At 38.9% G+C, this 12,666-nt stretch carries 11 protein-coding genes and 1 rRNA gene; 2 read left to right on the forward strand and 10 right to left on the reverse strand.

Annotation, left to right across the window (positions count from 1 at the left end; genetic code table 11):
- From LQ203_RS22520 to dnaA, 10 genes are all read right to left on the reverse strand, one after another.
- Positions 1-202, reverse strand: a 16S ribosomal RNA gene (locus tag LQ203_RS22520); the annotation flags it as partial.
- A 323-nt stretch (positions 203-525) separates the two neighbouring features.
- On the reverse strand, positions 526-717 hold the full coding sequence (locus LQ203_RS22525) for a hypothetical protein (protein ID WP_230161566.1): 192 nt from the start codon (positions 715-717) through the stop codon (positions 526-528).
- Positions 717-1,598, reverse strand: coding sequence for an HD domain-containing phosphohydrolase (locus LQ203_RS22530; protein WP_230161568.1), 882 nt, complete (start codon positions 1,596-1,598; stop codon positions 717-719). Before LQ203_RS22530 ends, LQ203_RS22525 begins: the two co-directional genes overlap by 1 nt.
- Before the next feature lie 215 nt (positions 1,599-1,813).
- Complete coding sequence (gene gyrA / locus LQ203_RS22535) at positions 1,814-4,378, reverse strand: DNA gyrase subunit A (RefSeq protein WP_230161570.1); 2,565 nt, start codon at positions 4,376-4,378, stop codon at positions 1,814-1,816.
- A 96-nt stretch (positions 4,379-4,474) separates the two neighbouring features.
- Positions 4,475-6,400 carry a DNA topoisomerase (ATP-hydrolyzing) subunit B gene (gene gyrB, locus LQ203_RS22540; RefSeq protein ID WP_230161661.1) on the reverse strand — a complete coding sequence of 642 codons (1,926 nt, stop codon included), beginning with the start codon at positions 6,398-6,400 and terminating at the stop codon, positions 4,475-4,477.
- A 77-nt stretch (positions 6,401-6,477) separates the two neighbouring features.
- The gene (remB, locus tag LQ203_RS22545; protein WP_034316197.1) at positions 6,478-6,741 is read right to left on the reverse strand and encodes an extracellular matrix regulator RemB; all 264 of its coding nucleotides are present in this window, start codon (positions 6,739-6,741) and stop codon (positions 6,478-6,480) included.
- Positions 6,742-6,753: 12 nt separating this feature from the next.
- A complete protein-coding gene (gene recF / locus LQ203_RS22550; RefSeq protein ID WP_230161573.1) occupies positions 6,754-7,872 on the reverse strand; it encodes a DNA replication/repair protein RecF in 1,119 nt (372 codons plus the stop codon).
- Positions 7,873-7,893: 21 nt separating this feature from the next.
- Entirely contained in the window at positions 7,894-8,106 is a 213-nt protein-coding gene (yaaA, locus tag LQ203_RS22555) for a S4 domain-containing protein YaaA (RefSeq protein WP_230161575.1), read from the reverse strand.
- A 220-nt stretch (positions 8,107-8,326) separates the two neighbouring features.
- Positions 8,327-9,463, reverse strand: coding sequence for a DNA polymerase III subunit beta (gene dnaN / locus LQ203_RS22560; RefSeq protein WP_230161577.1), 1,137 nt, complete (start codon positions 9,461-9,463; stop codon positions 8,327-8,329).
- Positions 9,464-9,656: 193 nt separating this feature from the next.
- A complete protein-coding gene (dnaA, locus tag LQ203_RS22565; protein WP_057914144.1) occupies positions 9,657-11,006 on the reverse strand; it encodes a chromosomal replication initiator protein DnaA in 1,350 nt (449 codons plus the stop codon).
- Between the two features lie 958 nt (positions 11,007-11,964).
- On the opposite strand from dnaA, the gene rpmH reads away from it, so the two are divergent.
- The gene (gene rpmH, locus LQ203_RS22570; protein ID WP_034316183.1) at positions 11,965-12,099 is read left to right on the forward strand and encodes a 50S ribosomal protein L34; all 135 of its coding nucleotides are present in this window, start codon (positions 11,965-11,967) and stop codon (positions 12,097-12,099) included.
- Positions 12,100-12,179: 80 nt separating this feature from the next.
- Complete coding sequence (gene rnpA / locus LQ203_RS22575; protein ID WP_230161578.1) at positions 12,180-12,536, forward strand: ribonuclease P protein component; 357 nt, start codon at positions 12,180-12,182, stop codon at positions 12,534-12,536.
- Positions 12,537-12,666 lie beyond the last annotated feature (130 nt).

Here is a 12,666-nt window from a genome sequence, read left to right on the forward strand (position 1 = left end):
CTTCTCTCATGCGAGAAAAGAACGTATCCGGTATTAGCTCCGGTTTCCCGAAGTTATCCCAGTCTTATAGGCAGGTTGCCCACGTGTTACTCACCCGTCCGCCGCTAATCTCAGGGAGCAAGCTCCCATCGATTCGCTCGACTTGCATGTATTAGGCACGCCGCCAGCGTTCGTCCTGAGCCAGGATCAAACTCTCCGAAGAAATGTTTGACTTGCTCATTTGCTTTTTTAATAGTGTGTGCTCACTTAAAATTTAACGTTGGCGCTTTGTTTTGTTCAGTTTTCAAAGAGCAATTTGTTATCGTTCGCTTAGAAACGACTTTAATAATATATCAACTATATTATTTTTTGTCAACAACTTTTTTCTTTCGCTGTCGACTTAGTTATTATATCTAGTATCGGAAACAAAAGCAAGAGTTATTTTAAAATAAATAAAATACATGAATCATAGCTAATAAAATATCGGCTGTTATCCTAATAAGAAGAAAAAGCTTATCTATTTAGGAGTAAACTTTTTCTTAATCATTAGAGTATTTCTTCAATATATAATTCCCGGTTTATCCCTAAATTGATTATTTGATCACTATCTTTTATCTTGATGACCGGTCTTGTTTGCGAGCTGGCATCAATAAAGATGATTTCTGCAATAAATCCATTGTTCAGCTTGACTCTGCTTCCTATGGAAAAATTAGCGAAGCTCGATAACAAGGTCTTCACTACTTCATATCAAATTTACCGAAGCCATCATGTAAAATCATTTCTAATACTTTAAATGGTGACTGTTTCTTTCTATACGTCCTTTCGGAAGTCATGGCATGAAAGACATCTGCAACAGCTATGATTTTTGAGAATAAGCTCATGGGCTTTGTTTTCAAGCTTTTGGGATAACCTGTTCCATCCAACCTTCCATGGTGTTCTAGAATGGCTGTCTTCACACTATCCTTTATGATGGAACTATCTTTTATCATTTTGTAACTGAAAATAGGATGATTGTGAATCTCCTCATAATCCTCGACAGTCAGACTTTCGGTTTTAGTTAATAACCTTGGTGGCAGCTTTGCCATCCCACAGTCTGCCAGACAACCGCCGATAGCTACCTGATAGACATCCGCCCTATTGCATTTCATCTTAGAAGCAATATACGCTCCTATCAATCCAATTGAAATGGCATGGTGAAACAAATAGTCTTCTTTATTGCAATAGTGGTGTAGCATTAATATGTTGCCTGGTTCCTCTAAAGCTTTATCCACTAGAGGAATCACGATTAAACGAATCATGGCTACTTCCACTCTACTGCCTGCTTGCCAATTTTTAAATAACCGCTTATAGGTTTGTACTGATTTAAGATACAAATCCGTAAAATCCGAAAACTCTTCCATTTCATCCAATTCGGGATCTATCACTTCTTTCGGTAAAATTTTTTTTCCATCAATCAAGGTTCTATCAACGCTTACCTCCATTATTAAAAATGCTTGTAAAGCCTCAATTAACTCCTTGGTCAATATTGTTTTTTCATTCATGATTGGACGGTCCGAGAGACCTCTAATCATGAATGAAAGTATGCAGCCTTCAATTAAATAGCGAGTTTTTACTAGCAAAACGTTTCACCTCAGTAGTTTTAATGAATACATTTTACTTAAAAAACATGGTAATAACTATCTTTTTTTAGGGTTAAACACCCATAAAAATCAATTTTAGGAAAGATTTTTTAAAAAATAACAAAGATGCATCAGGACTATTTACTTATTACCTGTGTCTAAAAACGAAAGAAAAAAAGACCCAGCATTATTGCTAGGTCTTTTCATGGATGAATTTATTCTTCCGTATCTTTATCAATTTCCTCGTTTTCGTTCATCACAGTAGGTTCAGAATTAGATTCTGGATCTATTGTTGTTTGGCCCTGCTCTAAATCTCTATCTATTTCTATTTCTTCTTCTTCTTCTTCTCTTCCAACGATGGCAACCGTCGAAACATATTCATTGTCTGCTGATTCAAGACGAATGAGCTTAACACCCTGTGTATTACGGCCGGTCTTAGAAATGCCTTCGACTTCCATTCGGATCAATACACCAGCAGCAGTAATCAGCATCAAATCTTCATCAACACCTGTAACGGTTTTCACGGCAATAAGTTTACCGTTTTTCTCCGTTACATTACATGTCTTTATCCCTTTGCCTCCGCGGCTTTGTATACGGTATTCCTCCGCAGAGGTCCGTTTACCATAGCCATTTTTCGTAACAATCAGCACTTCTTCATCATCTTCGAGTATTTCCATACCGACTACTTCATCATCCGCCCGTAAGGAAATCCCTTTCACTCCCGCTGCAGTACGTCCCATTGTCCGTACATCCGTCTCAGGGAAGCGAATCATCATCCCGTCTTTCGTTCCGATTATAATCTGTTTCTCCCCATTCGTAAGACGGACAGAAATCAATTCATCATCTTCACGTAAGCCTAAAGCAATTAGGCCATTATTACGGATATTTGCAAAAGATGAAAGAGGTGTACGCTTCGATATCCCATGTCTGGTCGTGAAGAATAAATACCAATCGTCGGCAAATTCCTTCACCGGTATGATTGCATTGACCCACTCACCTTTATCGACTTCCAACAAGTTGATAAGCGGCAATCCTTTTGCCGTCCTACCATATTCAGGTATTTCATATCCTTTGGAGCGATAGACTTTACCTTTGTTAGTGAAGAATAAAAGAGTGTCATGAGTTGAAGTGGTTAACAGGTGACCGACAAAGTCATCTGTGTTCGTACCCATACCCTGTATCCCTCGCCCACCGCGTTTTTGACTGCGGTACGTGGTAGCAGGCAAACGTTTAATATAACCATTGTGGGTAAGTGTCACGATTATGTTTTCCTCTGGGATTAAATCCTCATCTTCCAGGCTTTCAAAGCCGGCTAATGTGATTTCAGTTCTTCTTTTATCATTAAAACGTTCTTTAATTTCAAGAAGCTCCTCACGAATGATTTCAAGAACCTTTTCCTCATCAGCAAGAATGGCTTTATACTCTGCAATTATGGCCATTAATGCCTGGTATTCATCTTCAATTTTTTCACGTTCCAGACCAGTCAAGCGTTGTAAACGCATATCCAGGATAGCTTGCGCTTGTTTTTCAGAAAGTGAAAATTGTGTCATTAACCCTTCACGGGCAATTTCAGTAGTTTGGGAACTACGGATTAACGAAATGACCGCATCCAAATTATCAAGTGCAATGCGCAAACCTTCTAAAATATGGGCACGCGCTTCCGCTTTCCGTAATTCAAATTCCGTCCGGCGCCGTATGACTATCTGCTGATGCTCTAGGTAGTAGTGTAGGCATTGTTTTAAATTCAATACTTTAGGCTGACCGTCCACCAAAGCAAGCAGATTGATTCCAAAGGTTGTCTGCATGGCGGTATGCTTATACAGGTTGTTCAAAAGGACATTTGCATTAACATCCTTTCGAAGCTCCATGACAATACGCATGCCGTTGCGATCCGATTCATCCCGTAAGTCGGTAATGCCTTCGATTTTCTTATCTCGAGCAAGTTCTGCAATTTTTTCAATCAATCTTGCTTTATTCACTTGATAAGGAATCTCTTTAACAAGGATGACCTGTTTTCCATTAGGTTTCTCTTCAATCTCCACCCTCGCACGTTGAATGATTGAACCTTTTCCAGTTTCATAGGCCTTTCTAATGCCACTTCGGCCTAAAATTAAACCGGCTGTCGGAAAATCAGGGCCTGGAATGAATTCCATCAACTCTGGAATTGTAATATCCGGATTCTTGCTTATAGCCAATACGCCGTCAATTACCTCACCTAATTGATGGGGGGGAATATTGGTTGCCATCCCTACTGCTATACCAGATGATCCATTCACTAACAAGTTGGGAAAACGGGCTGGCATAACGGCTGGTTCTCTTTCTGAACCATCATAGTTATCTTGGAAATTAACCGTATCTTTATTTAAATCGCGAAGCAATTCCATCGAAATCTTCGACATTCTTGCTTCTGTGTACCTCATTGCGGCAGCTTGGTCTCCATCGACTGAACCGAAATTTCCATGGCCATCGACAAGCATATAGCGATAGTTAAAAGGCTGCGCCATCCGTACCATCGTTTCATATACAGCTGAATCACCATGCGGGTGATATTTACCGATTACTTCCCCGACAATACGGGCAGATTTTTTAAATGGTTTATCCGAAGTCATTCCAAGATCATTCATTGCATAAAGAATTCTTCGGTGTACCGGTTTTAAACCGTCCCTTACATCAGGCAAAGCCCGAGACACGATAACGCTCATCGCATAATCCAAAAAGGATGTCCGCATCTCGGTGCTTATATTTATTTCTTTTACACCTGATCTTTCATTTTCTGACATGGAGCCAACCTCCTATAAAAAGCTTATATCTCATTTAGTTTTAACTGTTCGTTCACTATGTAAAGAACAGGATGTAAAAAGCATCCTGTCAAAAAATCAGATATCGAGATTTTTTACATAAATTGCATTTTCTTCGATGAAGTTACGTCGTGGTTCTACCTTATCGCCCATCAACATCTCGAAAGTTTCGTCCGCCTCAGCAGCATCTTTCAAACTCACTTGGAGCAGGGTTCTCGTATCAGGGTTCATGGTCGTTTCCCACAATTGCTCTGGATTCATTTCCCCTAGCCCTTTATAACGCTGCAGGTTAGGCTTTGGAGTACTTGGCAAACTTGCTATGATTTCGTCAAGCTGGCGATCATTATAGGCATAATCCACTTTTTTCCCTTGTTGGATTTTGAAAAGCGGCGGCTGAGCAATATATATATATCCGTACTCGATAATTTTTCGCATATATCGGTAGAAGAATGTCAACATCAGTGTTCTGATATGGGCACCATCCACATCCGCATCGGTCATGATGACAATTTTATGGTATCTAGCCTTTTCAATATTGAATTCATCACCAATGCCTGTTCCAAGTGCTGTAATGATCGTACCTATTTCTTCGTTATGAAGGATTCTATCCAATCTTGCTTTTTCTACATTCAGGATTTTACCCCTTAGCGGCAAAATGGCTTGGAAATGGCGGTCCCGTCCTTGCTTGGCCGAGCCTCCCGCCGAGTTTCCTTCAACGATGTACAATTCACTGATACCCGGGTCCTTGGAAGAACAATCCGCCAATTTCCCTGGAAGATTGGATACTTCCAAAGCACTTTTCCTTCGAGTCAATTCACGTGCTTTCTTCGCTGCCATACGGGCTCTCGCTGCCATTTGCCCTTTATCTACAATTTTCCGGGCCACGGCAGGATTTTCGTATAAGAAGGAATCAAGTCGTTCAGAAAGAACGGAATCAGTAACCGTTCTTACTTCGGAGTTTCCGAGTTTGGTTTTTGTCTGACCTTCAAATTGTGGATCAGGATGCTTAATCGAAATGATTGCCGTTAAACCTTCCCGGACATCTTCACCTGAGAAGTTGGAATCAGCTTCTTTTAAAAGACCATTTTTCCGTGCATAATCATTGATGACACGGGTTAAAGCAGTCTTGAATCCTGATTCATGTGTACCGCCTTCATAGGTATGAATATTATTGGCAAAAGAAAAGACATTGCTGATATAGCTGTCGTTATATTGGAGTGCCAATTCAACAGAAATTCCATCTTTCTCGCCTTCCATGAAAATCGGTTCCTCATGCAATACCTCTTTAGAACGATTCAAATGCTCAACATAAGATTTGATACCGCCCTCATAGTGGAAATCCCTGACTTTCTCTTCTTCCTCACGTTTATCTTCAATGATCAGTTTCAAGCCTTTATTCAAAAATGCAAGCTCACGTATTCGTGTGGCTAATGTATCGAAATCATATTCCAAGGTATCCGTGAAGATTTCACTATCAGGAATGAAGTGTACAGTCGTTCCGGTATGATCGGTTTCCCCGATAATTTTCAAATCTTCTTTAGGGATACCGCGGTTAAATTGCTGATAATGGATTTTGCCATTAAGATGGACATAAACTTCCAATACCGTGGATAAGGCATTAACTACTGAAGCACCCACACCGTGCAGACCACCGGAAACCTTGTAGCCCCCGCCGCCAAATTTACCGCCCGCATGAAGGACCGTCATGATCACTTCAACTGCTGGCCGTCCCATTTTTTCATGGATACCGACTGGAATTCCCCGGCCATTATCCACTACGGTTATGCTATTGTCTTCTTCGATTGTCACTTTGATTTCCGTACAGAAACCTGCTAGTGCCTCATCGATACTATTATCGACAATTTCCCAAACAAGATGGTGAAGTCCTTTTGCAGAGGTCGTACCGATATACATCCCCGGACGTTTACGAACTGCTTCTAAGCCTTCTAAAACCTGTATCTGATTCTCATCGTATGCCTGAGCTTGTACTTCTTTTTGTTCCATTGTCATACGTATCACCTACACTTTTCTTTTGGCATTTATCAATTTTTCTGGAGTAATTAAAGCGTTACCGCTTAATTTCAAAGAATATCTATATCATCGATTAATAACGAAGGCTGCAGTGAACGCTTTTTCAAAGTGGACGACGCAAGCGGTGAATAATAGACCTGTTTATCCGTCACTACAATCGATTTAACCGAGTTTTTTGCTAAATGGGAAGTTACATCAGACTTTTTCTCCAAGAATTCACTCATGATTGGAGAGGCCTGGAGCAGCTTCTTATCTAAAATGGCTATGACATCGTCCGTTTTCACAAGAATGTCTTCACCAATATGGAGATACATACATTCACCTCATCATTTAACCTTTTTTATACTTCCTTGACTAACATAAAAGGTGGACGCTTCTCTTAGGGTTTGATGATCGATTCCATCAACGGAGGGTGTCGTCACGAATGTTTGTACTTTCCCTTGTATCGTATTCAGTAAATGAGATTGACGGAAATCGTCAAGTTCCGATAACACATCATCCAATAATAAAATGGGATACTCGCCGATTTCTTCATGGATCAGCTCAATTTCGGCAAGTTTTAAAGATAGGGCAGTTGTACGTTGTTGTCCTTGTGAACCATATGTCTGAACATCTCGTTCATTCACAAAAAAAACCAGGTCGTCACGATGAGGACCTACAAGTGTTACACCCCGTTCAATTTCCCTTGTTTTTATTTTATCAAATTTTTCTGTGTATACTTCTATCATTTTCGTCAAATCCATAGATTCTGATACATCAAGCGACGGTTTATATTGGATTTTCAATACTTCTAGATTTCTGGAGATCCCCGAGTGAATCGGCTCTGCCCATTGCTGGAGCTTTAAAAGAAACTCGTATCTTCTTTCGACAATTTTCGCTGCATACTGAATGAATTGATCAGTTAACACGTCAAGCATCGTCGTATCCGTTTGTTTTCGGGTCTGCAGAAGCTTTAAGTAATGATTTCTTTGTTGAAGTATTTTATGATATTGGCTCATATCATGAAGGTATACGGGAGAAACCTGGCCAATTTCCATATCTATAAAACGGCGTCTGACTACAGGGCTACCCTTTACAAGGTTAAGATCCTCCGGCGCAAACATGACCACATTCATATTTCCGACATATTGACTTAACTTTCTTTGTTCAATATGGTTGCACTTCGCCTTTTTCCCTTTTTTTGAAATGGTCAGCTCAAGTGGTATTGAGGTATTTCTCTTTCTAACTCTTCCTTCTATTTTAGCATACTCTTCATCCCAGCGAATAAGTTCTTTATCATTTGAGGTCCGATGAGATTTTGCCATTGCTAAAACAAAAATGGATTCCATGACATTTGTTTTTCCTTGAGCATTTTCGCCAAGGATTACATTGACTTTATTTTCAAAAGTCAGATTCAATTCGGTATAGTTGCGGTAATTTCTCAAACTTATATTTTCAATATACATATTCCGCTCTTCCCTTATGTTTTAGCTTGTAATTGTGAAGACGCCAAATCCAGGAATCTCTATTTTATCACCTGATCTTAATTTTCTGCCTCTTCTCACATCTAATTCGCCGTTAATGAATACCTCGTATTCACTTAAGAACCATTTCGCCATTCCGCCACTTTGGATCAGATCCGCTAATTTCAAGAATTGTCCCAGTGTGATATATTCTGTGCTGATTTTTATGGAGTCCATTTCATGCCTCACTCATTTCCAAGTAGTCTTTAATACTTCATTTTACTAAATAAATCCCATTAAGACAAAGTATAGCTTTTTCCGCTCTTATTTTTAGCGTTTCCAAGTCCCTTACAGCATTAAAAAATCCATGAAAACCCTTTTAATTCGTATGTTCAAATATAAAAAAATTAAAGGCCTGCAGAACAAGCCTTTAATTTTTTTGAAATATTATTTTAGCTTAATAAGTTCTAACTGGCAGAATTAATTGCAACATGGAATCATCATGAAGTGGGCGAATGACAAACGGACGCATTGCACCTGTAAAATTAATTTTGATATCTGAACCTTCCAATGCCTTTAAAGCATCCATTACAAATTTGGCACTGAATGAAATTTTCAGATCTTCCCCTTCAATGGCCTCTGCTTGAACCTCTTCAATTACTTTACCAATTTCAGGAGTATTGGAAGAGACCTCGATTATACGGCCTTCCAGGGTTGTCAATTTGACGACATTATTTCTTCCTTCCCTCGCCAATAAAGAAGCCCTGTCGATCGCTTGAAGAAAATCTTTTGTATGAACCGTTACATCCGTTTTGCTATCTGAAGGGATCAAGCGGGACGTATCAGGATAATTCCCTTCAAGTAATCGTGAGAAGAATAATAAATTTTCAGCCTTGAAAAGGACTTGATTATCGGTAATGACGATTTCTATGAGTTCGTTTGTATCATCAAGGATTTTACTCAACTCATTCAAACTTTTACCAGGGATAACAACGCTATAGGTCCCTGTAATTTTATTTTCTATTTTTGCAGTTCTCATTGCCAGTCTATGACTATCTGTTGCAATACAGGTCAACTCATCATCTTGAACCTTTAAGTTTACACCTGTTAAGATGGGGCGTGTTTCTGACGTGGACACTGCAAAACCAGTTTGACGAATAAGGGTCTTTAATAGGTCCGTTGGAAGTTTGAAAATATTTTCTTCTTCAATGATTGGAAGATGTGGATACTCTTCAGGATCCAAACCGTTTAGATTAAATTCAGCTTTACCTGAGCGGATAATCGTTTGAAAGTTGTTTTCAACTTCAATTTCTACAGTATCCATCGGTAACTTTTTGACAATTTCACTGAAGAAACGGGCATTCAATACAATACCGCCACTTTTTTTCACTTCAACAATCTCATCTCCGTCTACTTCGGCTGGAATGAAAGATTGGATCGAGATATCGGAATCACTTCCTGTTAAAGTGACACCCTCACTAGTAACGCTTATTTTTATCCCCGTTAGAATCGGGATCGTGGTTCTTGATGTGACTGCTTTCATTACTTCTTGGACACTATGAACTAATCGATCTCTTTGGATTATAAATCTCATGTTTCATCCTCCAATTTTTTTATTGCCAAAAAGGCATATTTATTAATAATTTTTATTAAAAAAGATAGTAGTAATAGTAGTAGGGCCTGTTGATATGTGGATAAGTCCCTTCAAGCTAAGGAAAAACAGTCCATCCACTTGTGGACAGACTGTGTGTAAGTTGTCGTCAGTTATACACATTATCCAGAATTGATTATACCCTCAGCTGATCCTGGATTTCTTTAACCTGACGTTGAAGCTGGGTATCCGTTTGCATGAGCTTAGAGATTTTTTCATGCGCATGAATAACGGTCGTATGATCGCGACCTCCAAATTCATCTCCTATCTTTGGCAGGGATGAGTCCGTTAATTCCCTGGAAAGATACATCGCAATCTGTCTTGGGAAGGCTACGGATTTAGTCCGTTTTTTCGCCTTGAAATCCTCAAGTTTGACACTATAATGTTCACCGACTGTTTTCTGGATTTCTAATATGGTGATTATTTTAGGTTTTGAGCTTGGGATGATGTCTTTTAATGCTTCTGCTGCCAAATCTGCATTGATATCTTTATTGATTAATGAAGAATAAGCGACGACGCGAATAAGTGCACCTTCAAGTTCACGAATATTGGAATCGATTTGGTTGGCAATATAGAGCATGACTTCATTCGGTATATCAAGCCCCTCAGCTTTCGCCTTTTTACGTAATATGGCAATCCGCGTTTCTAGATCAGGAGGAGTGATATCCGTGATCAAACCCCATTCAAACCTTGAACGGAGGCGATCTTCAAGTGTAGGGATCTCTTTTGGTGGACGGTCACTCGAGATGACGATCTGTTTGCTTTCTTCGTGTAATGCATTGAATGTATGGAAAAACTCTTCTTGAGTTTGTTCTTTTCCCGCCAGAAATTGAATATCATCAATTAATAAAACATCTACGCTTCTGTATCTATCACGGAATTCCCCAGCTTTATTATCTCGGATAGAGTTGATAAATTCGTTCGTGAATTTTTCAGACGATAAATAAACGACCTTGGCATTCGGATTATGCTCAAGAACATAATGCCCAATTGCATGCATTAAATGAGTTTTACCCAGTCCAACGCCTCCGTATATGAATAAAGGATTATAGGCTTTGGCTGGAGCTTCTGCGACAGCGAGAGACGCGGCATGGGCAAAACGATTGCCGGAGCCGATGACAAATGTATCAAAAGTATTTTTTGCATTCAGCATGTGCTGTGGAAATGCAGCATGCTCTTTATCCTGTTTTTTAATCTTTTTAGGCTGAACAGGAACGGTAAAATCATCATCTTCTTGATTGGGGGGAATGATAAATTTTGCTTCCAATTCCTCACCGGTAAGTTCAAACAATACATCAGAAATAAGATGGGAATAGCGTTCTTCAAGCCAATCCCTGGCAAATTCATTGGGAGCGGTGACTGTTAATGTATCACCTTGAAGTAAATAAGCCTTAGTTGATTTAAGCCATGTTTCAAAGCTTGGTTTACTGATTTTTTTTTCGATTTTTCCGAGCGCCTGGTTCCAAAGGCTATCGATGTTATCCAAACTTATCCCTCCTTTGCAAAATATTTTTATTAAACGTAACTAAAATGTATAGGCACAAATAAACTCATCGATTGCCGTCTTTATATAAATTTTGACAGCAAGGGTTCGGTGAGCTGTATAAGGGATTTTTATGTTGTGTAGTGTGAAGTCCCTATAACCATATCTATATCTTGCGCTGTACAACATTTGTACAGACTACATCTAGTAAGTCGATGCAGATTTGAATGTTTATTCATCAACAGGTATTTTGAGAAATATATAATAAAGAAGAAAAAAGGGTTTTCGACAATATCCACCATCTGTGGACAATTTAATATACACAGGTCGGATAAGCTATCCACATGTTATACACAGTCTGTGGATAACCGTTATCTGTTGATAAAGTTATTCAGAGTGAAAACACAAATATAATATCAGAAATTCAGGTGTCTTGCAATGGGTTAGAAAACTTTATCCACAACTTACCGAGCGTGTGGGAAAAACTTTTCCACAGGCTATTGTTATGTGTAAAAGTCCATGAAATGGGTTGTGGATAGAAAAAAACATGTCGAATTTTATCCACAGGTCATAGTTATAGCTCGAATTAATAAAATTATTTCCAATGACATTTAAGTGATTTAAGTCGCAAAAACCTATGCTGATAAATCGGATGGACATTTAAAAACCGACTTAAGGTTTTTATACTTTGTCGAATTCCATGTAGAAATAGGAGAGATATCAGGGGATCGACAAATATGTATTCATGGGTAAAATTGATGGAAATTTCCTTCTCCCCAAAAATTTCTATATCAGTTCGGAGAAAAATCATTTACAATAGGCTAGGTAGTAAAAAAAGGCCTACTGGACATTGAGCATAAAAAAGAAATATTTTTTTGGATGAGGTTGACAAGTAGAAACCTCAATCTATATAATTGTAAAGACTGTCTTTAACTGTTATTCCTCAGGGAGGTGTCATATAATGAAAAGAACTTATCAACCGAATAATCGCAAACATAGTAAAGTTCACGGTTTCCGTGCACGTATGAGCACGAAAAACGGACGTAGAGTAATCGCTGCACGTCGCCGCAAGGGCAGAAAAGTATTATCTGCATAGACCACTGAAAAGTCTCAGTGGTCTTTTTTCGCAAAATAAGGGATTTACTGAGACTCAATTCATGTAATGAAGGTGTAAAAATGAAAAAAAAGTTAAGGATTAAGAAAGAGGACGAATTTCAGCTTGTGTTTAAAAAAGGTGAATCTTCTGCTAATCGGCAATTCGTTGTCTATGTCCTTGAAAAGCCAGGTCAAGATTATTTCCGGATTGGTCTTTCCGTCAGTAAAAAAATCGGGAACGCCGTTGTAAGGAACCAAATTAAAAGATACATACGGCAAGCGTTTTTGGAATTGAAAGATGATATAGAAGAGGGTAAGGATTATATTGTGATTGCTCGAAAACCAGCGGCGGAGATGGACTTTTTCCAGGTGAAAAGCAGCTTGATCCACGTCCTGAAACGTTCTAAATCACTAAACTTTAAAACGAAAAAACAATAAAGTCTCCTTATCGACAATAAACACCCCTTTAAATCAGTAGTTACTTGAAAAAGATGACATAAAAAATTCCTATTGAACTGTGAAAAAAGTGGATTACATTTCCTTGAATTCCGCCAATGAACAGTTCACA

The sequence above is a fragment of the Peribacillus sp. Bi96 genome, from assembly GCF_918698115.1.
Taxonomy (GTDB): Bacteria; Bacillota; Bacilli; order Bacillales; family DSM-1321; genus Peribacillus.

Coding starts and splice junctions, on each gene's coding strand:
- gyrA (WP_230161570.1), bottom strand. CDS start 4,378: ATGTCAGAAAATGAAAGATCAGGTGTAAAAGAAATAAATATAAGCACC.
- gyrB (WP_230161661.1), bottom strand. CDS start 6,400: ATGGAACAAAAAGAAGTACAAGCTCAGGCATACGATGAGAATCAGATA.
- remB (WP_034316197.1), bottom strand. CDS start 6,741: ATGTATCTCCATATTGGTGAAGACATTCTTGTGAAAACGGACGATGTC.
- recF (WP_230161573.1), bottom strand. CDS start 7,872: ATGTATATTGAAAATATAAGTTTGAGAAATTACCGCAACTATACCGAA.
- yaaA (WP_230161575.1), bottom strand. CDS start 8,106: ATGGACTCCATAAAAATCAGCACAGAATATATCACACTGGGACAATTC.
- dnaN (WP_230161577.1), bottom strand. CDS start 9,463: ATGAGATTTATAATCCAAAGAGATCGATTAGTTCATAGTGTCCAAGAA.
- rpmH (WP_034316183.1), top strand. CDS start 11,965: ATGAAAAGAACTTATCAACCGAATAATCGCAAACATAGTAAAGTTCAC.
- rnpA (WP_230161578.1), top strand. CDS start 12,180: ATGAAAAAAAAGTTAAGGATTAAGAAAGAGGACGAATTTCAGCTTGTG.